The sequence below is a fragment of the Streptomyces fradiae genome (assembly GCF_041270065.1).
In the GTDB taxonomy this organism is placed as follows: Bacteria; Actinomycetota; Actinomycetes; order Streptomycetales; family Streptomycetaceae; genus Streptomyces.
Genome location: NZ_CP065958.1, coordinates 5,128,066 through 5,153,550, shown reverse-complemented (window position 1 = coordinate 5,153,550; position 25,485 = coordinate 5,128,066). Strand labels below are relative to the sequence as shown.

Here is a 25,485-nt window from a genome sequence, read left to right as displayed (position 1 = left end):
CGACTGGTAGCCATTCGGCCACCTACTGGTCAGTATGGGTCGCGAGCATGTCAACCACTGAGCCGGTCGACCACTCGGGAGCCCCCCATGCCCTCCGCCAAGGCCAAGGCAACTGCCGCCACCACCCTCGCCCTGAGCGCCGTCCTGGTGCTCGGCGCCGCGCCCAGCGCGTCCGCCGCCGACCCGGACACCCACCACACCTCCACCGCCGCGATCCAGGACATCGACTACACGACCTGGCGCAAGGACGTGGCGGCCGTGGTCGCGCAGGCGAAGCCGTACATCGAGGAGCGCACCGAGGACGCCGACGGCGAGCGGCAGGCCATCGTCCTCGACATCGACAACAGCTCCCTGGAGACGGACTTCCACCCCTTCTGGGAGCTGCCGACCCCGGCCATCCCGGAGATCCACGACCTGGTGGCCGACGCGCACGCCCGCGGCGTCTCCGTCTTCTTCGTGACCGCCCGGCCCGGGATCATCTACTCCCTGACGGACTGGAACCTGAAGCAGGCCGGCTACCCGGTCGACGGCCTTTACGTGCGCTCGCTGCCGGACCTGTTCTCCGAGGTCAGCGCGTACAAGACGGCCAAGCGCGCGGAGATCGAGGCCAAGGGCTACACGATCATCGCGAACATCGGCAACAACACCACCGACCTGGTCGGCGGCCACGCCGAACGCACCTTCAAGCTGCCGGACTACGGCGGCAAGCTGTCCTGACCCGGGCCCTGAGGCCGCGCGCCCCTAGCGGGTGAGGTGGAAGTCCATCCGCTCGTAGTCCCCGTCCGGGGTCACGCGGATGTAGCCGCTCACCGTCTTGAAGTCGCCGGTGCCACCCGTGACGGCGAGGTCGAAGGCGGACGGCCCCTCGGCCGAGATGTCGAACGTCGTGAGCGCCTGGGCGGTGAGCTGGCCGCCCGGGCCGCCGTTCAGAACGAAGGTGCCGACACAGTTCGTGTCGGCCTGGTCCCCGGACGTGCGCACCACTCCGCAGATGACACCGTCCCGGCCGACCTGGTCACCGCCCTTGGTCTTGAACAGGTCGTCGGCGAACGTGAAGGTGTCGCCGACCTTGGGCGGCGGGCCGCTCTCGTCGGCGCCGGGTGCGGGTATCTCCTTGGCGTACAGCGTGAACTCGAAGCCGTCGCCGTTGTCGGCCTGCGCCGAGGCCGAGGCCGGCAGCGGGGCGGCGGTGACAAGGGCCACGGCCGCGACCGCACCGGCGCCGAACGCGCCGATCCTCCTGAAGCTGCGCATGTCCTGCCTCCAGCGGGTGAGGGATCTCCCCCAGGGGCCCACTGGTCATTGTCCGACGCTCCCCCGCCGCCCGCCCGGCGAGCCCGCTCCCCGCTCACGGGTCCCGGAGACGTCCCGGGACGCGTTCCCGGGACGTCACTGGGGTCACCTGGCGTGCGCTCGCTCGGCTACGCGAAGCGCTGGTTCGCCGAGCCGTCGCAGGCCCGCAGCCGGATCGCGTCGTTGGCCGCGCCCTGGGTCAGGCACAGGCCGGTCGCCGCGGCCGGCCGCAGGGTGGCGCCGTCGCGGACGAACTTCTGGTTGGCGGCGCCGCTGCAGTTCCAGATGATGAGCGCCTTGCCGGACTCGTAGACCGCGCCGGGGACGTCCAGGCAGCGGTCCTGGGTGAGCTGGGTGTGCAGGGTGCGCCGGGTGGAGTCGTACCACCAGCCCTGGTTGCGGCCGCCGTGGCAGTCCCAGCCGAGGACGGCGGTCTCGTTGGCGGACTCCGAGGCGTTGACGTCCAGGCAGTTGCCGGTGGCGGCGTTCTTCAGCGGCTTGTACGCGTCGTCCCAGGCGACCGGGAAGAGGGTGGGCGTGCCGCCGGAGTCGACGTCGGAGCAGCTCGCCTCGCGCAGGTTCGAGGCGTAGATCTGGGTGAGGCAGGACGCGAAGGCGGCGTGGCCGCGGTAGTTGGGGTGGAAGGACTGGCGGGCGGTGTTCTCGTCCCAGGGGAAGTGGTCGGCGAGGTCGAGGTAGAGCCCGCGGGCCCACGGGTCCTCCATGCAGACCTCGTGGCCGTGGAAGAGCCGCGAGTTGTCCAGGTAGACCGCGCCGGTGTTGCGGGCCGCCGCGCGCATGCCCTGCTCGAAGGCCGGCACCGCGGCGTTGCGGCCCCACTTGGCGTCGGAGTCGTAGCCGGCGCAGCCGCCGGGGAGCTTGCCGGGGAAGTTCGGGTTGTCGTAGATGTCGGGGCCGATCGGGCTCGGGTAGCCCATGACCACGAGCTTGTACGCGTCGTCCGCGTACCCCGCCCCGCGCATCACGGTGCGCAGGTCGCCGATGGTGGCCTCGACCTTGGGGCGCAGCCCGTCGACGCGGGCCTGCCAGCCGGGGGCGTACTTCGGCTCGCAGGCGCCCTGGCTGAGCACCCAGCGGGTGACGCAGTCGGTCATGACGGGGCCGAACTGGAGGTCGTCGTTGGCGCCGGCGACCAGGACGATCATCTTGATCCGGGTGTTGCGGGCCTTGATGGCCAGGCTGTCGCTCTGGACCAGCTCGTCGGCGTACTGCTTCGAGCCGCCGATCCGGATGTTCCCGGTGTAGGCGCCGGAGCAGGCCACGTTGAAGGTGAGGTCGGCGGCGATCCCGGTGCGGTGGATGGCGGTGTCGGGCGAGCGGTGGCACTGGTTGGACGAGGTGTTGGTCGCCGGGTCGTAGTTGCCGACCCCCTCGCCGGAGATCTCGCTGTCGCCGAGCGAGATGAGTCCCGTCTTGCGCTCGGCGAGCGGGCGTTCCTCGGGGCTGCCGTAGATCCTGGTGGCCTCGGCGGCGCGGATCGCCTCCAGCTCGGGAGAGAGCGGTACGGAGGAGATGGCGGCCGTGTCGCTCGTGTCGGCCGCGCCGGCGGGGGTGGCGGCCGTCATGCTGCCGAGGGCGGCCGCGGCAGCGGCGAGGGCCGCGACCGGCCAGCGGAGTCTGTACCTGGTGCGCGTCATTGCGCCTCCTGGAAGTGGGGTTACCCACGGTTTTTACTGGCCGGTAAGCGACTTGGGAATACATCGAACAAGACAAGTGCTCATCTTCTGCAGGAGGTTGACGAACCATGAGCGATGAAGAGACCGGCACCGGCGACTACCGCGTCGAGCACGACTCCATGGGCGAGGTGCGGGTGCCCGCCCATGCCAAGTGGCGCGCCCAGACCCAGCGGGCGGTGGAGAACTTCCCGGTCAGCGGCCAGCGCCTGGAGCGCGCCCACATCGCGGCGCTCGCCCGGATCAAGGCCGCGGCCGCCACGGTCAACGCGGAGCTCGGGGTGCTCGACCCGGAGGTGGCGCGGGCGATCCGGGAGGCGGCGGAGGAGGTCGCCGAGGGGCGCTGGGACGAGCAGTTCCCGGTGGACGTCTTCCAGACCGGCTCGGGCACGTCCTCCAACATGAACACCAACGAGGTGCTCGCCACCCTGGCCTCCGAGCGGCTCGGCCGGGACGTGCACCCCAACGACCACGTGAACGCGTCCCAGTCCTCCAACGACGTCTTCCCGTCCTCCATCCACATCGCGGCGACCGCCGCGGTGACCCTGGACCTGATCCCGTCGCTCGACCGGCTGGCCGCTTCCCTGGAGCGGAAATCAGCCGAATTCGCGAGCGTCGTCAAGTCCGGCCGTACCCATCTGATGGACGCCACCCCGGTCACCCTCGGCCAGGAGTTCGGCGGTTACGCGGCGCAGGTCAGGTACGGGATCGAGCGGCTGCGCGCCGCACTGCCGAGGCTCGCCGAACTGCCCCTCGGCGGCACCGCGGTGGGCACCGGCATCAATACCCCGCCCGGCTTCTCCGCCGCCGTGATCGCCGAGGTCGCCCGCGCCACCGGGCTGCCGCTCACCGAGGCCCGCGACCACTTCGAGGCGCAGGGCGCCCGCGACGGCCTGGTCGAGACGTCCGGGCAGCTCAGGACCATCGCGGTCTCCCTCACCAAGATCGCCAACGATCTGCGCTGGATGTCCAGCGGCCCGCGCACCGGACTCGCCGAGATCAACCTGCCCGACCTCCAGCCGGGCTCCTCGATCATGCCGGGCAAGGTCAACCCGGTGGTCCCGGAGGCGGTCCTCATGGTCGCCGCGCAGGTGACCGGCAACGACACGACGGTGGCGGTGGCCGGCGCGGCCGGCAACTTCGAGCTCAACGTGATGCTGCCGGTCATGGCCAAGAACCTGCTGGAATCCGTACGCCTTCTGGCCAACGCGGCCCGGCTGCTTGCCGACCGCACGGTGGACGGCATCACCGCCAACGCCGAGCGGGCCCGCGAGTACGCCGAGTCGTCCCCGTCCGTCGTCACCCCGCTGAACAAGTACATCGGCTACGAGGAGGCGGCGAAGGTGGCCAAGAAGTCGCTGGCCGAGCGCAGGACGATCAGGGAGGTGGTCCTGGAGTCGGGGTACGTGGAGCGGGGCGATCTGACCGCCGAACAGCTCGACGAGGCGTTGGACGTCCTGCGCATGACCCGCCCCTGACCCGCTCCTGACCCGCCCCCGGCTGATCCCTGGCTGATCCCTGACCCGTCCCTGACTCATCCATGACCTTTCCCGCAGCGGTGCCGGGGAGCCGCCCCTAAGATCTGCGCATGACAGGATCCGGCCGCTCTCCGCACTGGGCGCCGGGGGATCAGATCCTCTGGCGCTACCTCGACAACGGCACCGGCGACGTGCACATCTGCCGCCCGGTGACCGTGGTCCAGGACACCCCGGAGCTGCTCGCGGTCTGGATGGCGCCCGGCACCGAGTGCGTGAAGCCGGTGCTCGCCGACGGCCGCACCCCCGTCCACGAGGAGCCGCTGGCCACCCGCTACACCGCGCCGCGCACCACCGCGCGGGCGCACTGGCACGGCGCCGGGGTGCTGAAACTGGCCAGGCCGACCGACCCGTGGTCGGTGTGGCTGTTCTGGGACCGCGGCTGGCGGTTCCGCAGCTGGTACGTCAACCTGGAGGCGCCCCGGACCCGCTGGACCGGCGGCGTCGACTCCGAGGACCACTTCCTCGACATCTCCGTCTACCCCGACCGCAGCTGGCTGTGGCGGGACGAGGACGAGTTCGCCCAGGCCCAGCGGGCCGGCCTGATGGACGCCGCGCAGGCCGCCCGGGTCGAGGAGGCGGGCAGGTCGGCCGTCGAACTGATCCACGCCTGGGGGCCGCCGTTCTCGGCCGGCTGGGAGGACTGGCGGCCGGACCCGGCCTGGCCCGTACCCGAACTGCCGGCCGACTGGGATCGCACCCCGGCGCACACGGCACCATGAGACCCTTGATGCGCCCCCCGGGTGCAAACGTAGGATCGTCCTCCGCACGTACTCGACCGCGTACTCGACCGCACCCGATCGATCGGATCGCACGTCACCGACCCGGCACGACACAGGACCTGACCACACGTCACCCAGACGTCTTCCAGATTGCCTCACGAGGGGGGAGAGCAGTGCCGGACCCGTGCGCGGACGCCCCGCCCCCCTTCTCCAGATCCTCCTCCAGATCCTCCAGATCGAGCGCGTGCCGGTGGTTTAGCCCCGCCGAAGTGGCGGCATCGGCGAGAAGAGCGCGTGCAACGCACCACCGGCCCGGACGGACGGAATCCCAGGCGTGACGGAGCATCCCACCTCCCACGAAGGCCGCAAGGCCATGGCCGACCGGCCGCAGGAACGCACTCGCCCCCGCCAGGAGGCGGCGACGAGCGCGGCCGCGGCCGCCGTCGCCGTGCCCGCACCCGCGCCGGGCGGCGGTCCGGCCGGACCCGACGGCGCCGCCACGCGCCGCGAGGGCGACCGGCTGCGGTTCGTGGGCGCCGCGACCCGGCGGATCGCGCGCGGCCTCGACCTCGACGAGATCGTCCTCGGGCTGTGCCGGGCGACCGTCCCGACCTTCTCCGACGCGATCCTGGTCTATCTGCGCGACCCGCTGCCGGTGGGCGACGAGCGCCCGGCCGAGCCGTTCGTGCTGCGGCTGCGCCGCACCGACCGGCTGCGGTTAACGGACCTGGAGGGCGAGGAGCTGGTCCTCGTCCCCGACCCCGACCCGACGCCCGCCGCCGAGCTGTGCGAGGTCCGCTCGGGCAGCGCGCTCGCCGAGGTGCTGCGCGGGGTCCGGCCGGTGCCCGGCGACTCCCCGGCCGCCCGCGCGGCGCTGCCGGAGCTGCTCGGGCCGGAACACCCGCTGCCGCCGGGGCACCGGGCCATACTCGCGCCGCTGCGGGGGCGGCGCCGGGTGATCGGCGCGGCGGTCTTCCTGCGCCGCCCCGAGCGGGCCGGCTTCGAGCCGAACGACCTGCTCGTGGCGGCCCAGCTGGCCACCCACACCGCGCTCGGCATCGACAAGGCCGTGCTCTACGGGCGCGAGGCCTACATCGCGGACGAGCTGCAGCGCACCATGCTGCCCGACTCGCTGCCGCAGCCCACCGGCGTGCGGCTCGCCTCCCGCTATCTTCCCGCGGCCGAGACGGCCCGGGTCGGCGGCGACTGGTACGACGCGATCCCGCTGCCGGGCAGCCGGGTCGCGCTCGTCGTCGGCGACGTCATGGGCCACTCCATGACCTCGGCGGCGATCATGGGCCAACTGCGCACCACCGCGCAGACCCTGGCCGGGCTCGACCTGCCGCCGCAGGAGGTCCTGCACCACCTGGACGAGCAGGCCCAGCGGCTCGGCGAGAACCGCATGGCCACCTGCATGTACGCGGTGTACGACCCGGTCTCGCACCGGATCACCATCGCCAACGCGGGCCACCCGCCGCCGATACTGCTCCACCTGGGCGGCCGCGCCGAGGTGCTGCGGGTGCCGCCCGGCGCGCCGATCGGGGTCGGCGGGGTGGACTTCGAGGCGGTCGAGCTCGACGCGCCCGCCGGAGCCACGCTGCTGCTCTACACCGACGGCCTGGTGGAGTCCCGGCTGCGCGACGTGTGGACCGGGATCGAGCAGCTGCGCGAGCGCCTCGCGGCGACGGCCCAGCTCACCGGCCCGGACCACTCGCCTCCGCTGGAGGCGCTGTGCGACGACGTGCTCGACATGCTCGGGCCCGGCGACCGGGACGACGACATCGCGCTGCTCGCCGCCCGCTTCGACGGGATCGCGCCGAGCGACGTGGCGTACTGGTTCCTGGAACCGGAGGACGCGGCCCCGGGCCGGGCCCGCCGGCTGGCCCGCCGGGCGCTCGCCCGCTGGGATCTTGAGGACCTCACCGACTCGGTGGAGCTGCTGATCAGCGAGGTGGTGACGAACGCCGTGCGGTACGCGGAGCGGCCGGTGACGCTGCGGCTGCTGCGCACCGACGTGCTGCGCTGCGAGGTCGGCGACGACTCGCCCCAGCTGCCCCGGCAGCGCCGGGCGCGGGACACCGACGAGGGCGGCCGCGGCCTGTTCCTGGTGAACCGGCTGGCCCGGCGCTGGGGCGCGACGCGCCTTTCGGGCGGCAAGGTGGTGTGGTTCGAGCTGGCCACGCGCTGAGCCCGGAGCCGTACCGCTCGGAGCCGTACCGTACGAACACGAAAAGACAAGAAGGAGGCCGGACCCCTCTCCAGGGGTCCGGCCTCCTCCGTGTCGACTACGCCTGCGTCACTGGTCTCCGGGCCGGCTGTCGACGATGCCCGTGCCGTCCGGCGGCGGCTGGATCGTCGGCTCGATCGTCTTGGTGCCGGTCGGGGTCGGCGGCTCCGGCGGGGTCGTCGCGGTCGACGTGGGCGGCTGCGTCGGCGTGGTGCCGGTCGGGGTCGGCGGCTCCGGCGGGGTGCTGGCGCCCCCGGTGGCCGTCGGGGTCGGCGACGGGGAGTCGCTCGCGGTCTCCGTCGGCGTCGGCAGGCCGGTGTCGCCGCCCGAGGTGCCGTCGGTCTCCAGGTCGAAGGAGGCGCTGGAGCCGCCGCCGAGGGCGGTGGTGGTGTAGGCGCCCCAGATCTCGGCCGGGGTCTTGCCGCCGTTGGCGCGGCCCACGTTGATGGTGTTGGTCAGGGTGACCTGGTTGCCCTTGACGTCCTCGCCGAACAGGCCGACGGCGGTGACGAGTTCGGGGGTGTAGCCGACGAACCAGGCCGAGCGGTTGTTCTCGGAGGTGCCGGTCTTGCCGGCCGCCTCGTAGTCGCCGGCGGCGCGGGTGCCGGAGCCGGACTGGACGACGCCCTGCATGGCCTTGGTGGTGGTGTCGGCGGCCTCGCGGCTGATGACCTGGTCGCCGATGGACTTCACCGGGTCGGCCTTGCGGTCCTTGTGCTCGGCGGACTTCACCAGGGTCGGGGTGACCTTCACGCCGTGGTTGTCGAGGGTCGCGTAGGCGCCGGCCATGTCCATGGTGGAGGCGCCCATGACGCCGAGGGACATGGCGGGGGTCGCGCCGAAGTCCTTGCCGTCCTTCATGCCGAGGCCGATGGCGGTCTGCTTGGCCTTGGTGGGGCCGACGTCCACGATCATCTGGGCGTAGACCGAGTTGATCGAGCTGTTGGTGGCCTTCTGTACGGTGACCGGGCCGTAGTTCTGGTCGTCCTCGTTCTCCGGGGCGAAGGCGACGGCGCTGCCGACGACCTTGCGCTTGCTCGTGCCGTCGTAGATCGTGCCGAGGCCGATCTTCCGCCCGTCCTGGGTCACCGAGTGGTTGTCCAGGGCGGAGGCGAGGACGAGCGGCTTGAAGGTGGAGGCGGGCTGGTAGTCGCGCCGGGTGGCGTTGTTCGTCCAGTGCTCGGTGGCGCCGATGCCGCCGTACATGGCGACGACCGCGCCGGTCTTCGGGTTGACGGAGGTGGCGCCGGCCTGGACGGTGGCGTCCTTCTTGTCGCCCTTGCGGTCGAGCTTGGCCTCCAGCTGCTTGTCGACCGCCTTGACGAGGGCCTTCTGCTTCTTCTCGTCGATGTTGAGGGTGATCGTCCAGCCGCCGGCCTTCAGGTCCTCCTCGCTGACGCCCTGGCGCATCAGCTCCGCGTTCGCCGCCTCGACGATGTAGCCGCTCTGGCCGCTCATGCCCTTGGGCGCCTTGGGCTTCTGCGGGGCGGGGAACTTCATCCCGGCGCGCTCGCCGGCGTTCAGCCAGCCCTCGTCGACCATGTTGTCGAGGACGTAGTTCCAGCGGGCCTCGACGAGCTTGCGGCCCTCGGGGCCGGCGAAGGTCCAGTCGTACTGGCTGGGGGCCTGGAGCACGGAGGCGAGGTAGGCGCCCTGGGCGACGTTGAGCTTGGTGGCGTCGACGCCGTAGTAGGCCTGGGCGGCGGCCTGGATGCCGTAGGCGTTGCGGCCGTAGTAGCTGGTGTTGATGTAGCCGGCCAGGATCTCGCTCTTGCTCATGTTCTGGTCGACCTTGAGCGCGATGACGATTTCCTTGAGCTTGCGGCTCGCCGTCTGGTCCTGGCTCAGGTAGTAGTTCTTGACGTACTGCTGGGTGATCGTCGAGCCGCCCTGCTTGCCCTTGCCGGTGAGGGTGTTCCAGGCGGCGCGGACGGTGCCCTTGATGTCGACGCCGTTGTCCTTGTAGAAGGTCTTGTTCTCGGCGGCGACGAAGGAGCGCTGGACGTCCAGCGGGACCTTCTCCAGGCCCACGATCTCGCGGTTGATCTTGCCGGTCCGGGCGAGCACCTTGCCGTTGGCGTACTTGTAGACGTTGCTCTGGAGGGTCGCGTCCGCGTTGGCCGTGGGGACCGGGACCATCAGGTACAGCACGTAGAAGGCGCCCATGGCGAGCAGGCAGCCCACGAAGAACGTGCCCAGGAGCTTCTTCCAGGTGAAGAGGCGGCGTATGCGCCCGCGCTCCCCCGCCTGACCCTTGCCTGTTCGGCCCATGTCCTCGTTCGCTCCGCTCGTCCCGCTCGTCGTCGGTCGTCCGTCGTCCGTCGTCGAATCAGCTTGGAAAGCTAACACCGCCCATTACGACAAAGGGCGATCGATCCGGCTTTTCCGGGCGTGAGAATCAGCACCCACCCCCGACGGAACCGACGCTCCACAGGCGGAGATGGTTGTGTGCCGGTGGTCACAGTCTGTGCGTTCGAGGGGTAAAGCCCGGGTACGGGGCGGCCGTTGACCACGCCCAGGGCTCTATACATCGTGCGTATACACCCCATGTACAGTGACGGACATGTCCATCGGTCACACCCTCCTCGGACTCCTGGAGTCCGGCCCGCGCCACGGTTACGACCTCAAGCGGGCCTTCGACGAGCGCTTCGGCCACGACCGGCCGCTGCACTACGGGCAGGTCTACTCGACCATGTCCCGCCTCCTGAAGAACGGCCTCGTCGAGGTCGACGGCATCGAGGCCGGCGGCGGCCCGGAGCGCAAGCGGTACGCGATCACCGAGGCCGGCATCACCGATGTCGAGCAGTGGCTCGCCAGCCCCGAGAAGCCCGAGCCGTACCTCCAGTCCACCCTCTACACCAAGGTCGTGCTCGCCCTGCTCACCGGGCGCGGCGCCGCCGAGATCCTGGACACCCAGCGCGCCGAGCACCTGCGGCTGATGCGCGAGCTGACCCGGCGCAAGAAGGACGGCGACCTCGCCGACCAGCTGATCTGCGACCACGCCCTGTTCCACCTGGAGGCCGATCTGCGCTGGCTGGAACTGACCGCCGCCCGCCTGGACCGGCTCGCCGAGGAGATCCGCCGATGAGCGCCCAGCACTCTGCCGGTCCGAACGCCCTGCTCGCCGCGAGCGGCCTCGACAAGGCCTACGGGCCGACCCCGGCGCTGACCGGCGCCGACTTCTCGCTGCGTGCCGGCGAGGTCGTCGCCGTGATGGGCCCCTCGGGCTCCGGCAAGTCGACCCTGCTGCACTGTCTGGCCGGCATCGTCCGCCCGGACGCCGGGACCATCCACTACGACGGGCGCGAGCTCACCGCGATGAGCGACGCCGGGCGCAGCGCCCTGCGCCGCTCCGACTTCGGCTTCGTCTTCCAGTTCGGGCAGCTGGTGCCTGAGCTGACCTGCGTCGAGAACGTCGCCCTGCCGCTGCGCCTGAACGGCGAGCGGCGCCGGGCCGCCGAGCAGCGGGCCCACGACTGGCTGACCCGCCTGGAGGTCGAGGACGTGGCCGGAAAGCGCCCCGGGGAGATATCCGGCGGCCAGGGCCAGCGGGTCGCCGTGGCCCGCGCGCTCGTCACCGCCCCGCGCGTGATCTTCGCCGACGAGCCGACCGGCGCCCTCGACTCGCTCAACGGCGAGCGGGTCATGTCCCTGCTCACCGACGCCTCCCGGGACACCGGCGCCGCCGTCGTCCTGGTCACCCACGAGGCCCGGGTCGCCGCCTACTCCGACCGCGAGATCGTGGTCCGCGACGGCGCGGTGCGCGACGCGGAGTGGGCGGCATGAGCGGCGATCGTACGGAGATCAGCGGTACGAGCGTGAGCGGTCCGGACGTCAGCGGTACGGGTACGAGCGGCGCCCCTGGTACGGGGAGGGGCACCGCCCGTACGACCGACACCACCGGCCCCGGCCCCGGCACCGGCACCGGCCCCGCGGCCTGGCTGCGCGACCTCGCGCTCGGCGCGCGCTTCGCCGTCACCGGCGGGCGCGGTGGCTGGCTGCGCACCGTCCTCACCGCGACCGGCATCGGCCTGGGCGTGGCCCTGCTCCTGGTCGCCGCGTCCTTGCCGAACATGCTGTTCCAGCGCGAGGTGCGGGAGTCGGCGCGGCAGCCCGACGCCAGCCACGAGGTCGCCAAGCCCGGCCCGGACACCTTTCTCTACGTCCAGGCCGAGACCGTCTACCACGGCGACACCGTCACCGGTCTGCTGCTGCGGCCCGAGGGACCGAAGGCGGCCGTACCGCTCGGCGCCGCGCGGCTGCCCGCGCCCGGCGAGATGCTGGTCTCCCCCGCGCTGCGCGAGCTCCTCGACTCCCCCGAGGGCGCCCTCCTCAAGAAGCGGCTGCCCTACAAGGCGGTCGGCACCGTCGGCGAGGCGGGACTGATCGGCCCGGCCGAGCTGCGCTACCTCGCCGGGACGGACACCCTCACCACCGACAACTACGACGGCCGCGGCCGCACCTACGGCTGGTCCGTGCCCGAGGAACCGATGAACGCGTTCCTCCTGCTGCTCGTCGTCATCGCCTGTGTCGTCCTGCTCCTGCCGGTCCTGGTCTTCATCGCGACCGCCGTCCGCTTCGGCGGCGAACAGCGCGACCGGCGGCTCGCCGCGCTGCGCCTCGTCGGCGCCGACACCGCCATGACCCGGCGGATCGCGGCAGGAGAGTCGCTCGCGGGGGCGCTGCTCGGCCTCGCCGCCGGCGCCGGCTTCTTCGCCGTGGCCCGGCAGCTCGCCGGGACCGTGCAGATCTGGGACGTCAACGCCTTCCCGGCCGATGTGTCCCCGGTGCCGTGGCTGGCCGCGGTGGTCGTCGGGGTCGTGCCCCTCGCGGCCGTCGTCGTCAGCCTGTTCGCGCTGCGTGGCGTCGCCATCGAGCCCCTTGGCGTGGTCCGCACGGCCACCCCGCGGCCGCGCCGGGTCGCCTGGCGGCTGGTCCTCCTCCTGGCCGGTGCGGCCGTCCTCGTACCGAGCGTGGACGACGTGGAGATCACCGGGACCAGCATCGAGACCCCGGGCATCGCGATCGGCGCCACGCTCGCCCTGATCGGCCTCACCACGCTGCTTCCCTGGCTGGTGGAGGCCGTGGTCAAGGGGCTCCGGGGCGGCCCGGTGGCCTGGCAGCTCGCCACCCGCCGGCTCCAGCTGAGCAGCGGCACCGCCGCCCGTACCGCCAGTGGCATCGTCGTCGCCGCGGCCGGTGCGATCGCCCTGCAGATGCTGTTCCAGGCCATGCAGAGCGACTTCATGCGGCCCACCAACATGGACACCGCCCGCGCCCAGCTGGAGACCCGGGTCGCCGCCCGGTCCGCCGACGACGCCCGGCGGGCGATCGACTCACTGGCGAGGACCCCGGGCGTCAGCGGCGTCATGGGCACCATCGAGTCGAACGTGTGGCGGTCCGGACCGCCCGCGGAGGGCCAGGAGTTCGGCGCCATCACCTCCGCCTTCGTCGGCGACTGCGCCTCCCTGCGGGAACTGGCCACGCTGCCGTCCTGCACCGACGGCGACGTGTTCATCGCCCTCACCCACGGCAAGGAGGGCCCCGAGGACTCCTGGGTCACCCAGACCGCGAAGGCCGGTGCGACCGTCGCCCTGCGCGACCCGCAGACCCACGGCGAGCCCATGCCCACCTGGCGGATCCCGGACACCGCGCGGACCGTCGACTCCCGGCGCGACCCCATGGGCCGCTATCAGTTCGGCGTGCTCGCCACCCCGAAGGCCCTCGACGCCGCCCGGCTCGACGAGCCCGTGGCCGGTGCCATGATCCGGATCGACCCGGCGGTGCCGGACGCCGAGGAGCACGTACGGAACACGGTCGCCGCGCTCAGCCCGCTCACCCGGGTGCAGACCCTGCAGAACATGGAGCGCGACGCCCAGTACTCCAGCGTCCGCACCGGCATCCTGGTCGGCGCCACCCTCACCATGCTGCTCGTCTCGGTGTCGCTGCTCGTCACCACCCTGGAGCAGCTGCGCGAGCGCAAGCGGTTGCTGTCCTCGCTGGTCGCCTTCGGCACCCGCCGTTCCACGCTCGGCTGGTCGGTGCTGTGGCAGACCGCCGTGCCGATCGTCCTCGGACTCGCCCTGTCGGTGGCCGGCGGACTCGCCCTCGGCGTGGTGCTGCTGCGGATGATCGGCAAGCAGGTCGAGGACTGGTGGGTGTTCCTGCCGGTCGCCGGGGTCGGCGGTGCGCTGATCCTGCTCGTGACGCTGCTCAGCCTGCCGCTGCTGTGGCGGCTGATGCGGGCGGACGGGCTCCGTACGGAATGAACCACGTACGGAATGAGCCACGTACGGAATGAGCCACGTACGGAATGAGCCACGTACGGGACGACGCGGGTGTCAGCACCGTCGGGCCTGATGATCACCGTACGAGTGGTTTGGCGCCCCTTCCGTGTGACGCCGCTGGTGGCGAGGTGCCGTCGTCACCCAGGGTGATCGGCGATGACTACTCATGACCGCAGCACCCAGGATCTGACCACTCCCGACACTCGGTCCCACGGCGTGCCGCCCTCGCGGCGCGCCGTGGTCCGTGCGACCGGCGCCACGGCGCTCGCCGCCGGACTCGCCACCACCGCCACCGGGGCCGAGGCGGCCACCGGAGCCACCGCGCTCGCGCCCGGCACCGCGCCGACCGCCGCCCCGCCGGGCACCGACCCCGCCGCGTACACCACCGTCGCCCGGGCGATCACCGTCCACGACGCACACGACCGGCCGCTCGTCCCCGGCTATCTGGACATCCTCCGCAACGGCCTGCCGACTCGCCCCGGCCGCCCCACCAAGCGGATCCTCGTCATCGGCGCCGGACCGGCCGGACTGCTCGCCGCCGACCTCCTCAACCGCGCCGGCCACCAGGTCGTGGTGATCGAGGCCAACGGCAACCGGGTCGGTGGCCGGATCAAGACCTTCCGCAAGGGCGGCCACGAGAACGGCGCCCAGCCCTTCGCCGACCCCATCCAGTACGCCGAGGCCGGCGCCATGCGGCTGCCCGGCAGCCACCCGCTGCTCATGGCCCTCCTGGAGAAGTACGACCTGCCCCGGCAGGAGTTCCTGCTCGTCGACGTCGAGGTCGAGAACCCGACGAAGCGCGCCAACCGCACCTGGATCCACGTCAACGGCATCCACGAGCGGCGCGCCGACTACGAGAAGAACCCCGCCCGCGTCAACGACACCTTCGGCGTCCCCGCCGCGTACCGGCACAAGACCGCCGCCGCGATCCTCGCCGAGGCCCTGGAACCCGTGCACCTGCTCGTCCGCGGCAAGGAGGGCAGCGCGCTCGTCGAGGGCTGGGCGGAGGTCCTGCGGCGCTACGGCCACTGGTCGATGTACCGCTATCTCACCGAGGCCGCCAAACTGGACACCCGCACCCTCGACCTGGTCGGCACCGTCCAGAACCTCACCTCCCGCATGCATCTGTCCTTCATCCACAGCTTCCTGTCCGCCGCGCTCATCGACCCGAAGACGACGTTCTGGGAGATCAAGGGCGGCACGGCGAAGTTCGCCGACGCGCTGTACGCGCCGGTCAAGGGCAAGGTGCGGCTCGACCGGCGGGCCGTGCGCATCGAGCGGCACCCCGGCGGCGGCGTCCGGGTGCACACCGTGTCCGAGGACTGCCAGACCGGCAAGGGCGGGGTCACCGAGGTCTTCGAGGGCGACGAGGCGGTCGTCACCGTGCCGTTCTCCGGCCTTCGGCACGTCGCCTTCGACCCGCCGCTGTCCTACGGCAAGCGCCGGGCGATCACCGAGCTGCACTACGACGCCGCCACCAAGGTGCTGCTCGAATTCTCCCGCCGCTGGTGGGAGTTGACCGAGGAGCAGTGGCAGGAGGAGCTCGACGCGATCGAGCCCGGCCTGTACGCGAAGTACCGGGACGGCAAGGTCCGCGACGCCCGGCACCTCGGCGCCCACCCGTCCGTGAAGGCCCTCGGTGTGCGTCTGCCGCACGAGCTGAAGCACTGCTTCTCCGCCTTCCGGCCGACGCGCCGACGCGACCCGGAGGCCGCCCATGTCCGCGGCGGCGGCTCCGTCACCGACGGGCCCAACCGCTTCACGTACTTCGAGCACGCCCACCCCATGGAGGGCAGCCTCGGCGGCGTCGTCCTCGCCTCGTACAGCTGGGCCGACGACGCCCTCAAGTGGGACGCGTACGCCGACGAGGAGCGCTATCTGCGGGCGCTCGCCGGGGTGCAGGCGGTCTTCGGGCGCCGCTGCGAGGTCTTCTTCACCGGCAAGGGCAAGACCCAGTCGTGGATGCGCGACCACTACGCGTACGGGGAGGCGTCCGTGCTCCTGCCCGGCCAGCACACCGAACTCTTCCCGGACATCCCCGGCTCGGAGGGCCCGCTGCACTTCGCCGGCGACCACACCTCGATCAAGCCCGCCTGGATCGAGGGCGCCCTGGAGTCCGCCGTACGCGTCGCCCTGCAGGTCCACACCGGCTAGGACAGGCCCTAAGCGCCGGGGACGACCATCCTGACCGGGAGGCGGCGCATCGCCTCCCGCAGCGAGCCCGCCAGCTCCGCGAACTCGGACTGGCGGGCCGCACCCGTCCGCATCGCGAGCGCGATCCGCCGCGACGGCGCCGGATCGGCGAACACCCCCGTGAACAGCGCCGCGTTCCGCGCCGTCTCCACCTTCACCGCGGTCCGCGGCAACAGCGTCACACCGAGCCCGCCGGCCACCAGCTGCACCAGCGTCGAAAGACCCGCCGCGGTCGTCGTCACCGGCGCCCCCTCGGTCCGCCCCGCCTCCCGGCAGATGTCGAGCGCCTGGTCCCGCAGACAGTGCCCCTCGTCCAGGAGCAGCAGCTTCAGCTCCTTCAGCGCCTCCCGCGGAATGTCCACCCGCCCGGCCAGCGGATGCCCCTCGGGCGTCACGAGCACGAAGTCCTCGTCGAACAACGGCAGTTCCGTCACCCCCGGCACCCCCAGCGGCACCGCGAGCAGCAGCAGATCGAGCCGCCCGGCCGCCAGCCCGTCGAGCAGCGAGGACGTCTGCTCCTCGTGCACCTGCAGATCCAGCTCCGGATACCGGCCGTGCACCAGCCGCAGCACCGTCGGCAGCAGATACGGCGCCACCGTCGGAATCACCCCGAGCCGCAGCACCCCGGTGAACGGCGCCTGCGCCGCCTCCGCCTCCTCCATCAGCTCCCCCACCGCGTCGAGCACGGCCTGCGCCCGCACCGCGAGCCGCTCCCCCGCCGGCGAGAGCAGCACCTTCCGCGTCGTACGCTCGAGGAGCTGGACACCGAGTGCCTCTTCGAGAGCCGAAACCGCGCCCGAAAGCGCCGGCTGACTCATCCCGATCGCCGCCGCGGCATCCCGGAAGTGCAACTGCTCGGCGACCGCCGCGAACGCTCTGAGCTGGGAAAGGCTGGGCTGCTTCGCCCGCCGGCCTGGAGTCACTGATAACCACCTTCGATCAACACGACCCAGTTTGCCCAGGAAAGGCCTACGAGGGCAATTGACCTCCTCCAGCGCCCCGAAGAGCGAGAGATTCTCCGCCTGCGCGCCGCCTCCGAGGCGGAGGCCGCCCGCTTCGGACGGGTTCCTGCTTCCTCCCCACCACTGGTGGGGTTCGCGCACGCCGCCCGGCTCACCGCCAGGTCTTACACACGCTCCACAGGCATGAACCGCCACCGTCACCGGCGACGGGCCCCCGGTCCGGGGGGGGATGGTGCCGTCTTCGAAGCCGCGAGGACACGACGTCCCTCGCGGCGGATGGTCTTCCCCGCGTTCCAGTCCCGATCAAGTCGGACGCCGCACCCCGGACAGGTCCAGGTACGCACCCACAGCGGCTTGGCACCGTCACGGCGCCCACAGGACGAGCAGATCCGGGAGCTGGGAAACCGACTGTCGACCTTGGCGAACGAACGCCCACGCCGCTTGGCCTTGTACTCCAGGAACCCGACGAACTGAGCCCAGCCCGCGTCGTACACGCTCTTGGCCAACCGGGTGCGCCCCATCCCTCGCACATTCAGGGTCTCGCAGTAGACGGCTTGGTTATCGCGCGTCAGCCTGTGGGACCACTGATGGTGGAAATTACGGCGCGCGTCTGCCACGGCGGCATGCGTGCGCGCGACCTTGATCCGGGCCTTCTCCCGGTTCTTCGACCCCTTCTCCTTCCGCGCCAGCTCCCGCTGCCGCCTTGCCAGCTTCTTCTCGGCCCGCCGCAGGAACCTCGGGTTCGCGATGTGCGAACCGTCGGCCAGCACCGCAAACCGCGTCAGACCGAGATCGACGCCCTGATCACGGTCGACCGGCGGCAACAGGTCCGCGACCGGATCGGCTTCCACCACGAAAGACACCCAGTATCGACCGGACCGATCCCTGATGAGCGTCACCGACGACGGCGCCGACGGAAGATCGCGACTCCACCTGATCCGCACGTCCCCGATCTTCGGCAGCCGCAGCCTGCCGTCATCGAGCACCCGGAACCGGTCCGACACGGTGAACCGCGCCGTCTGCCGCATGTCCTTCCGGCTCTTGAAAGCGGGCGGCCCCACCCGGGGACCCGGCCGGCGGCCGGACTTGGAGTCCTCGTGCGCCTTCCACGCCCGGTCCAGGTCCCGCAGGGTCTGCTGCAACACCCCGACTGGAGCATCGGCGAGAAACGCCCGCCGCGCGGCCTTCTTCGCCTCAGTGATCAACAACCGCCCCAGCTCAACGGCCTTCGGGATGCCCCAGTACGGGCCCTCAGCAAACCGCGCCCGCGGACCGCCGAGCAGGCTGTTCGCCTGCTTGCGCGGTGCCACGATCGCGAGGGCGTCGTTCCAGACCACGCGCTTGCAGCCGAAAACCCTGGCGGCGCGGATGCACTGCCCAGGCGTCAGCCGGGCACGGAACTGGTAGCGAAGTTGCACAGGGTGACCGTAGAACGCGCAGCCGTCGCCGCCTACCGATCGACCGGAATCGCCCGGAACTGTCCCTGCCCCGCCCCTTCGTCCGTGATTCCTGCGCACATCACTGCGATAATCGAACGGTAGACCCCGGATACTGATAACCGGCACGAATCAGTCTGACCCGATTGATCGATTTCACTGCCTGATGTCCGGTGTGAAAGCCTTCATGCGTCCAACCCCTCATCCGCATGGAGAATCACTGTGCTCACCGTCGGTGACAAGTTCCCCACCTACGACCTGACCGCCTGCGTGTCGCTGGAGAGCGGCAAGGAGTTCGCGCAGATCGACCACAAGTCGTTCGATGGCAAGTGGCGTGTGGTGTTCTTCTGGCCGAAGGACTTCACCTTCGTCTGCCCGACCGAGATCGCCGCGTTCGGCAAGCTGAACGACGAGTTCGCCGACCGTGACGCGCAGATCCTCGGCGTCTCCGGCGACTCCGAGTTCGTGCACCACGCCTGGCGCAAGGACCACGCCGACCTGCGTGACCTGCCCTTCCCGATGCTCGCCGACTCGAAGCACGAGCTCATGCGCGACTGCGGCGTCGAGGGTGCGGACGGCTTCGCGCAGCGTGCCGTGTTCGTGATCGACCCGAACAACGAGATCCAGTTCGTCATGGTGACCGCCGGTTCCGTCGGCCGGAACCCGAAGGAGGTCCTGCGGGTCCTGGACGCCCTGCAGACCGACGAGCTGTGCCCGTGCAACTGGAGCAAGGGCGAGGACACCCTCGACCCGGTCGCGCTGCTGGCCGGTGAGTGAGCATGGCCCTCGATGAGCTGAAGGCCGCCATACCGGACTTCGCCAAGGACCTGAAGCTGAACCTCGGTTCGGTGATCGGCAACAGCGACCTGCCGCAGCAGCAGCTGTGGGGCACGGTGCTCGCCTGCGCGATCGCCTCGCGGTCGCCGAAGGTGCTGGCCGAGCTGGAGCCGGAGGCCAAGGCGAACCTGAAGCCCGAGGCGTACCAGGCCGCCAAGTCGGCCGCCGCGATCATGGCGATGAACAACGTCTTCTACCGGACCCGGCACCTGCTGTCGGACCCGGAGTACGGGACGATGCGCGCCGGTCTGCGGATGAACGTCATCGGCAACCCGGGTGTCGACAAGGTCGACTTCGAGCTGTGGTCGCTGGCCGTGTCCGCGATCAACGGCTGCGGCCAGTGCCTGGACTCGCACGAGCAGGTCCTGCGCAAGGCCGGTGTCGACCGCGAGACGATCCAGGAGGCCGTGAAGATCGCCGCGGTCGTCCAGGCGGTCGGCGTGACGCTGGACGCCGAGGCGGTCCTGGCCGAGTAGGGCCGGGCCGTACGGTACGCAGAAGGGCCCCGGGGTTCGGACGAACCCCGGGGCCCTTTCGCGTACCGCCGCTCATTTCTTCCTGAGCGCCGTCATCATCTGCTTGGTGTCCTCGACGAGGTACGTACGGAGGGCGGCCGGGTCGAGTTTCGGCGGCTCGGCGCGCGGGTTGCCGTTCTCGTCGTACTCCATGGACGGGGAGAGGCTGATCCGGAGGTCGGCCGGTCCGTCGATCACGTTGATGACCATGCCGTCGGCCGCGTTGGCGCCGTCGTTGACGAAGGCCGTGTCGCCGATGCCGTCGATCCGGTCGCCGCCGTCGTAGAAGGGGTCGTGCATCAGGGCCTCGAACTCGGGGCGGGGGTCGGTGACCCGGTGCAGCGTGTAGGTCACGTCGACCTGGTAGACGACGGGCGCGGCCTGCAGGACGACGGTGCAGTTGGCGCGGTAGAGGGCGGGCTCGTCGAGCTGGGTCGGCTCGGAGGTCTCGGCCCTGGGGCCGATCGCGGCCGACAGGCCGTGGAAGGTGCCCGCCTTGCACGGGTCGGCGCCGACGCGATAGCCGCGCAGGTCCGGCCCCTCCTCCCCCGCGTAGCGGTCGTACGCCACGAGCCCGCCGCCCCACACCGCCGACGCGGCCACCGCGCCGCCGAGCGCCCACAGCCACGGGCGGCGGGTCCGGGACGCCGACTCCTCCCGGGCCGGCGGGGGTGGCGGGGGCGGGAGCGGGGCGGCGCCCGGCTCGGGGAAGGCCGGGCCGCCGACGAGTTCGGGTTCGGAGATCACGTGTCGTTCCTCGTCGCCACGGCGCCGGGCGCGGCGACCGGGGCGACCTCGTAGGCGGTGGCGCCGTGCGGTTCGGGGGCGGCGCGCAGGGTCTGCTCGCTCGTGTACGCGCGGAGGTAGCCGACCACGGTGTTGGCGACGGCGACCAGCGGGACGGCGACGACGGCGCCGCCGATGCCGGCGGTCAGCCCGCCGGCGGCGACCGCGAGGACCACGGCGAGCGGGTGGACGCGGACGGCCCGGCCGAGGATGAAGGGCTGGAGCACGTGGCCTTCGATCTGCTGCACGGCGAGGACGACGACGAGCACCATCAGGGCGGTGAACACGCCGTTGGTGACGAGGGCGACGACGCAGGCGAGGGCGCCGGAGACGACGGCTCCAACGAGCGGGATGAAGGCGAAGAGGAAGATGAAGACGGCGAGCGGCACGGCCATCGGCACTTCCAGGAACCACAGTCCGAGGCCGATGAACACGGCGTCGATGAGGGCGACGAGGACGGTGCCGCGGACGTAGGCGGTCAGGGTGCGCCAGGCGCGCGGTCCTGCGCCGGCGACTCCGGGCCGGGCCTGGGCCGGGACCAGCTTCAGCGTCCATTCCCAGACCTTCTTCCCGTCGTAGAGGAGGAAGAGGGTGGAGAACATGGCGAGCAGGATGCCGGTCATCGCCTCGACGACCACGGTGACGCCCTGGAGTCCGGCGGAGGTGATCTGTTCGGCGTTGGATCCGATGGTGTCGCTGAGGTTCTTGGCGATCTCGTTGATCTGCTGCTCGGTGACGTGGAAGGGGCTGTCGAGGAGCCAGCGCTTGAGCTCCTCGATGCCGTCCTTGACGCGGTCGGACAGGCTGTCGATGTTGTCCATCACCTGCCAGACCACGAACCAGCCGACCAGGCCCATGATCACGAAGCCGGAGACGGCGGTGACGGCGGTGGCGAGGCCGCGGGGCAGGCCCTTGCGGCGCAGCAGGGCGACGGTGGGCTGGAGGAGGGCGGTGATGAGGAGTGCGGCGACGAAGGCGAGGACGACCAGCTGGACGGAGCTGATCACCTTCATCAGGACCCAGACGGTGCCGGCGAAGACGAGCAGGCGCCAGCTCGCCTCGGCGGCGACGCGCATGCCCCAGGGGATGGCGGCGACGGGGTCGGGGCGGGCGGCGACGGCGGGGGCGTACGACGGCGGGGCGGGTACGGAGCCGGACCCGGACCCGGACCCGGAGGCCGATCCCGGCGCGAGGGCGGGGGCGGTGGCAGCCGGTTCGGGGACCGGGACCACGGCCGGGACCGGCTCGGGTGCCGGAGTCGGAGTCACGGTCGGCTCGGGGTCAGGCTCCGCGGCCGGGGCGGCGGGGGCCGGCGCTCCCAGGGTGTCCCGGTCGGCGCGCGCCCGGCGTTCGTCCAGGCGTTCGCCCATGCGGCTGAGGCCCGCACCGGCGCGGTTCAGCCATCCTGGCAGTCTCGACATGCTCTTCCCTCTCCCCCTTCGGGCCCCCGAACCTACACCCCCGCACGCGTGCAGCCCCTCACCGAAAGGACGGCGAGGGGCTGCACGGGGTTGAGCGGGGGCCGGTGCGGATCCGGCGGCTGCCCTAGTACCAGCGGTTGGCCTGCCAGAACGACCAGGCGCCGCAGGGGCTGCCGTAACGGCCGTCCATGTAGCTGAGGCCCCACTTGATCTGGGTGGCCGGGTTGGTCTGCCAGTCGGCGCCGGCGGACGACATCTTCGAGCCGGGCAGCGCCTGGACGAGGCCGTAGGCACCCGAGGAGGCGTTGGTGGCGCGGTAGTTCCAGCCGGACTCGTGGTCCACGATGTTGCTGAAGCACTGGAACTGGTCCGCCGGGATCATCTGGCGGGCGATCGCCTTGACCTCGGAGATGCTGTACGAGCTCTGCGCGGCGAAGCTGGTGGCGTCGCGGACGGCGGACCGGCTGGCGCGCTCGGCCTCTTCCTTCTCCTTGCGCTCCTGCTCGGCCTTGTCGGCGGCCTTCTTCTTGGCCTCGGCGTCCTTGGCGGCCTGGATGCGGGCGGCTTCCTCGGCGGACTTGCGCGCGAGGGAGTCGGCGGCGGCGGCCTGGACGTCGGCCTGCTCGGAGAGCGAGGTGACCTGTACCTGGGCCTGCTCGCCCGCGGGGATGTCCGCGAGCAGCGTGGTGTCGGCCGCGGTGGCCTCGAAGTTGTCGTCCGAGGCCTGGGCGGCGTTGCCCGAGGCAACACCCACGACGGCGCCGACGGTGGTGACCGCGGTGGCCGAGGCCACTGCGAATCCCCGGACCGAGATCCGGCTCACACGGTTTCCTTCCACAATCGCCCACAGGGTGACCGAGTGGGCGAAATCTTGCCCCTGACGCTGGTCTCCGTACTGCTGGGTCACAGAAGACACGGGCCCGTGGTGCTGTGGGCGGCATACGGCGAACGAGTGTTGAGTTGTGTGGTGCAGCACCACTGGGGGTGCACGTGTGCCGTATGCGGGGCCTGACGGAAGCAAGACTTTGCCGGACGGCAACGCCGCAAGGCAATTCCGCGTTGCGTGTGAAAGCTCACACCTGGGTGGACGCACGGGATTTGGCCGATACGGCGGACAGCGCGGCGCCGCCCGGCTAAGCTCTCGCGCTTTGCCGGGCGGCGCCAACTCCCGTGCGGGCAGGGCCGGGCACGGGACGAAGCGGGTCAGATCTGGCCGTCCTCCAGCATTTCGGTCACGAGCGCGGCGATCTGCGAGCGCTCGGAGCGGGTGAGCGTGACGTGGGCGAAGAGCGGATGACCCTTCAGCTTCTCGACCACGGCGACGACTCCGTCGTACCGACCGACCCTCAGGTTGTCGCGCTGGGCGACGTCATGGGTCAGCACCACCCGGGAATTCGCCCCGATCCGGGACAGAACGGTCAACAGCACGTTCCGCTCCAGGGACTGGGCCTCGTCGACGATGACGAACGCGTCATGCAGCGAACGGCCCCGGATGTGGGTGAGCGGCAGCACCTCCAGCATGCCGCGGCTCAGCACCTCCTCGATGACCTCACGGCCCGCCACGGAGGAGAGGGTGTCGAACACCGCCTGCGCCCACGGGCTCATCTTCTCGGCCTCGGTGCCCGGCAGATAGCCGAGCTCCTGCCCGCCCACCGCGTACAGCGGACGGAAGACCATCACCTTCTGGTGCTGGCGGCGCTCCAGGACCGCCTCCAGGCCCGCGCAGAGCGCGAGCGCCGACTTGCCGGTGCCGGCCCGGCCGCCCATCGACACGATGCCGACCTCCTGGTCGAGCAGCAGGTCGAGCGCGATCCGCTGCTCGGCGCTGCGGCCGCGGATGCCGAAGACCTCCCGGTCGCCGCGCACCAGGCGCACCGACCCGTCGGCCCCGATCCGGCCGAGCGCCCGGCCGCGCTCGGACTGCAGCACGAGCCCGGTGTGCACCGGCAGCTCGGCCGCCTCCGGCACGTACAGCGTCTCCTGCTCGTAGAGCAGATCGACCTGGTCCGCGGACAGGGCGAGTTCGGACATTCCGGTCCAGCCGGAGTCCGTGATGGCGAGTTCCGCCCGGTACTCCTCGGCGAGGAGACCGACCGAGGACGCCTTGATCCGCAGCGGCAGGTCCTTGGAGACGACCGTGACGTCGTACCCCTCGGCCTGGAGGTTGCGCGCGACCGCGAGGATCCGCGAGTCGTTGTCGCCCAGCCGGTAACCGGCGGGCAGGACACCGGGGTCCGAGTGGTTGAGCTCGACCCGCAGCGTGCCGCCCAGCTCCCCGATCGGGAGCGGGGAGTCCAGCCGGCCGTACCGCACCCGGAAGTCGTCGAGCAGGCGCAGCGCCTGCCGTGCGAAGTAGCCGAGCTCGGGGTGGTGGCGCTTGGCCTCCAGCTCGGTCACGACGACGATCGGGAGCACGACCTCGTGCTCCTCGAACCGGGACATCGCGTTGGGGTCGGCCAGCAGGACGCTGGTGTCGAGAACATAGGTGCGCCTGTCGGACAAGCGGCGCTTAGTGCTGGTCACCACGGAAGGACAGACCCCCTTCGAGGGCCCCTGTGAGGCCCTGGTGCGACGGCTCCGCGGGTGGGGAAGCCGATGTCGCGGCGGAATGGGACCGGGCTCAGGCCGCGATGCGCGGGCCGAGCACCGGCCCTCCGCTTCGTCCGCGCGTGTCCCGCACGGTCGTCCTGGTGCAAAGGGCCTCCCGGGTGGCGGTCTCCGTGCCGCTCACTTCACTGGGGATATGCCCTCCAACACGTGCCGTCATGCCATGGCATATGACGGCGTGTTCATGAACAGGAGGTGTCAGTTGCCGAAGCGGCGGTGCCGGGCCGCGTAGTCGCGCAGCGCGCGCAGGAAGTCGACCTTGCGGAAGGCGGGCCAGTGCACTTCGCAGAAGTAGTACTCGGAGTGCGCGCTCTGCCACAGCATGAAGCCGGACAGGCGCTGTTCGCCGCTGGTGCGGATGACGAGGTCCGGGTCGGGCTGGCCGCGGGTGTAGAGGTGCTCGGAGATCAGGTCGATGTCGACGACCTCGGCGAGCTCCTCGAAGCTGGTGCCGCGCTCGGCGTGGTCCAGGAGGAGGGAGCGGACCGCGTCGGCGATCTCCTGACGGCCGCCGTAGCCCACGGCGACGTTCACAAGTATGCCCGTGTTGTCGAGGGTGGCCTGCTCGGCCTCCTTCAGTACGGACTGGGTGCGCGCCGGCAGCAGGTCCATGGTGCCGACGTGGTGGACCCGCCAGCGGCCGTCGGCGGCGAGCGCCCGTACGGCGTCCTCGATGATGCCGAGCAGCGGAAGGAGCTGCTCCTCGGGGCGGTTCAGGTTGTCGGTCGAGAGCATCCAGAGCGTGACGACCTCGACGTCGGTCTCGGCGCACCAGCCGAGCAGCTCCTGGATCTTGTCCGCGCCGGCCTTGTGGCCCTGCTCGGGGGTGCCGCCGGAGGCCTTGGCCCAGCGCCGGTTGCCGTCGAGGATGACACCGATGTGCTTGGGCACCTGGGCGTGGTCGAGACGGCCTTCCACCCGGCGTGCGTAGAGCCCGTACACCAGGTCGCGCAGGTTCACTGTTCTTAAC

The 25,485-nt window shown here is 71.3% G+C and carries 20 protein-coding genes; 10 read left to right on the top strand and 10 right to left on the bottom strand.

Annotated elements, in window-relative coordinates; genetic code table 11:
* The first annotated feature begins 87 nt into the window (after positions 1 to 87).
* Complete coding sequence (locus JAO84_RS23775) at positions 88 to 717, top strand: HAD family acid phosphatase (RefSeq protein WP_265868776.1); 630 nt, start codon at positions 88 to 90, stop codon at positions 715 to 717.
* Positions 718 to 741: 24 nt separating this feature from the next.
* Here JAO84_RS23775 and JAO84_RS23770 read toward each other — a convergent pair whose 3' ends face one another.
* Positions 742 to 1,254: a hypothetical protein gene (locus JAO84_RS23770; protein WP_370414678.1), complete on the bottom strand. Its 513-nt coding sequence runs from the start codon at positions 1,252 to 1,254 to the stop codon at positions 742 to 744.
* 167 nt (positions 1,255 to 1,421) lie between these two features.
* Positions 1,422 to 2,951 (bottom strand): ricin-type beta-trefoil lectin domain protein, encoded by a 1,530-nt coding sequence (locus JAO84_RS23765; RefSeq protein WP_370414677.1) that lies wholly within the window; start codon positions 2,949 to 2,951, stop codon positions 1,422 to 1,424.
* 107 nt (positions 2,952 to 3,058) lie between these two features.
* Here JAO84_RS23765 and JAO84_RS23760 point away from each other — a divergent pair, with 107 nt between their 5' ends.
* The 3 genes from JAO84_RS23760 to JAO84_RS23750 all read left to right on the top strand — a co-directional run bounded on the left by JAO84_RS23760 (position 3,059) and on the right by JAO84_RS23750 (position 7,432).
* Positions 3,059 to 4,465, top strand: coding sequence for a class II fumarate hydratase (locus tag JAO84_RS23760; protein WP_370414676.1), 1,407 nt, complete (start codon positions 3,059 to 3,061; stop codon positions 4,463 to 4,465).
* A gap of 110 nt (positions 4,466 to 4,575) precedes the next feature.
* The gene (locus tag JAO84_RS23755) at positions 4,576 to 5,244 is read left to right on the top strand and encodes a DUF402 domain-containing protein (RefSeq protein WP_370414675.1); all 669 of its coding nucleotides are present in this window, start codon (positions 4,576 to 4,578) and stop codon (positions 5,242 to 5,244) included.
* A 334-nt stretch (positions 5,245 to 5,578) separates the two neighbouring features.
* Positions 5,579 to 7,432, top strand: a complete 1,854-nt coding sequence (locus tag JAO84_RS23750; RefSeq protein ID WP_370414674.1) for a SpoIIE family protein phosphatase — start codon at positions 5,579 to 5,581, stop codon at positions 7,430 to 7,432.
* 108 nt (positions 7,433 to 7,540) lie between these two features.
* Here JAO84_RS23750 and JAO84_RS23745 read toward each other — a convergent pair whose 3' ends face one another.
* Positions 7,541 to 9,742, bottom strand: coding sequence for a transglycosylase domain-containing protein (locus JAO84_RS23745; protein WP_370414673.1), 2,202 nt, complete (start codon positions 9,740 to 9,742; stop codon positions 7,541 to 7,543).
* Between the two features lie 292 nt (positions 9,743 to 10,034).
* Here JAO84_RS23745 and JAO84_RS23740 point away from each other — a divergent pair, with 292 nt between their 5' ends.
* From JAO84_RS23740 to JAO84_RS23725, 4 genes are all read left to right on the top strand, one after another.
* Complete coding sequence (locus JAO84_RS23740; protein WP_370414672.1) at positions 10,035 to 10,559, top strand: PadR family transcriptional regulator; 525 nt, start codon at positions 10,035 to 10,037, stop codon at positions 10,557 to 10,559.
* Complete coding sequence (locus tag JAO84_RS23735; RefSeq protein ID WP_370414671.1) at positions 10,556 to 11,257, top strand: ABC transporter ATP-binding protein; 702 nt, start codon at positions 10,556 to 10,558, stop codon at positions 11,255 to 11,257. Before JAO84_RS23740 ends, JAO84_RS23735 begins: the two co-directional genes overlap by 4 nt.
* Positions 11,254 to 13,740 (top strand): FtsX-like permease family protein, encoded by a 2,487-nt coding sequence (locus JAO84_RS23730; protein WP_370414670.1) that lies wholly within the window; start codon positions 11,254 to 11,256, stop codon positions 13,738 to 13,740. The genes JAO84_RS23735 and JAO84_RS23730 overlap by 4 nt, the downstream gene beginning before the upstream one ends.
* A 174-nt stretch (positions 13,741 to 13,914) precedes the next feature.
* Complete coding sequence (locus tag JAO84_RS23725; protein WP_370414669.1) at positions 13,915 to 15,912, top strand: FAD-dependent oxidoreductase; 1,998 nt, start codon at positions 13,915 to 13,917, stop codon at positions 15,910 to 15,912.
* 8 nt (positions 15,913 to 15,920) lie between these two features.
* Here JAO84_RS23725 and JAO84_RS23720 read toward each other — a convergent pair whose 3' ends face one another.
* Positions 15,921 to 16,874 (bottom strand): hydrogen peroxide-inducible genes activator, encoded by a 954-nt coding sequence (locus JAO84_RS23720; protein ID WP_370414668.1) that lies wholly within the window; start codon positions 16,872 to 16,874, stop codon positions 15,921 to 15,923.
* A gap of 236 nt (positions 16,875 to 17,110) precedes the next feature.
* Complete coding sequence (locus tag JAO84_RS23715) at positions 17,111 to 18,331, bottom strand: RNA-guided endonuclease InsQ/TnpB family protein (protein WP_370414667.1); 1,221 nt, start codon at positions 18,329 to 18,331, stop codon at positions 17,111 to 17,113.
* Positions 18,332 to 18,571: 240 nt separating this feature from the next.
* Here JAO84_RS23715 and JAO84_RS23710 point away from each other — a divergent pair, with 240 nt between their 5' ends.
* Together JAO84_RS23710 and JAO84_RS23705 are read left to right on the top strand one after the other, a co-directional pair.
* Complete coding sequence (locus tag JAO84_RS23710; RefSeq protein WP_370414666.1) at positions 18,572 to 19,126, top strand: peroxiredoxin; 555 nt, start codon at positions 18,572 to 18,574, stop codon at positions 19,124 to 19,126.
* A gap of 2 nt (positions 19,127 to 19,128) precedes the next feature.
* On the top strand, positions 19,129 to 19,662 hold the full coding sequence (locus JAO84_RS23705) for an alkyl hydroperoxide reductase (RefSeq protein ID WP_370414665.1): 534 nt from the start codon (positions 19,129 to 19,131) through the stop codon (positions 19,660 to 19,662).
* A 72-nt stretch (positions 19,663 to 19,734) separates the two neighbouring features.
* Here the strand turns inward: JAO84_RS23705 and JAO84_RS23700 are convergent, their stop codons facing one another.
* The 5 genes from JAO84_RS23700 to JAO84_RS23680 all read right to left on the bottom strand — a co-directional run bounded on the left by JAO84_RS23700 (position 19,735) and on the right by JAO84_RS23680 (position 25,475).
* A complete protein-coding gene (locus JAO84_RS23700; RefSeq protein ID WP_370414664.1) occupies positions 19,735 to 20,448 on the bottom strand; it encodes a hypothetical protein in 714 nt (237 codons plus the stop codon).
* Positions 20,445 to 21,908, bottom strand: a complete 1,464-nt coding sequence (locus JAO84_RS23695) for an AI-2E family transporter (protein WP_370414663.1) — start codon at positions 21,906 to 21,908, stop codon at positions 20,445 to 20,447. The genes JAO84_RS23700 and JAO84_RS23695 overlap by 4 nt, the downstream gene beginning before the upstream one ends.
* A gap of 124 nt (positions 21,909 to 22,032) precedes the next feature.
* Positions 22,033 to 22,731, bottom strand: coding sequence for a transglycosylase SLT domain-containing protein (locus JAO84_RS23690; RefSeq protein WP_370414662.1), 699 nt, complete (start codon positions 22,729 to 22,731; stop codon positions 22,033 to 22,035).
* Positions 22,732 to 23,111: 380 nt separating this feature from the next.
* Positions 23,112 to 24,434: a PhoH family protein gene (locus JAO84_RS23685; protein ID WP_265868802.1), complete on the bottom strand. Its 1,323-nt coding sequence runs from the start codon at positions 24,432 to 24,434 to the stop codon at positions 23,112 to 23,114.
* Positions 24,435 to 24,713: 279 nt separating this feature from the next.
* Positions 24,714 to 25,475 carry an isoprenyl transferase gene (locus JAO84_RS23680; protein ID WP_308404126.1) on the bottom strand — a complete coding sequence of 254 codons (762 nt, stop codon included), beginning with the start codon at positions 25,473 to 25,475 and terminating at the stop codon, positions 24,714 to 24,716.
* Positions 25,476 to 25,485 lie beyond the last annotated feature (10 nt).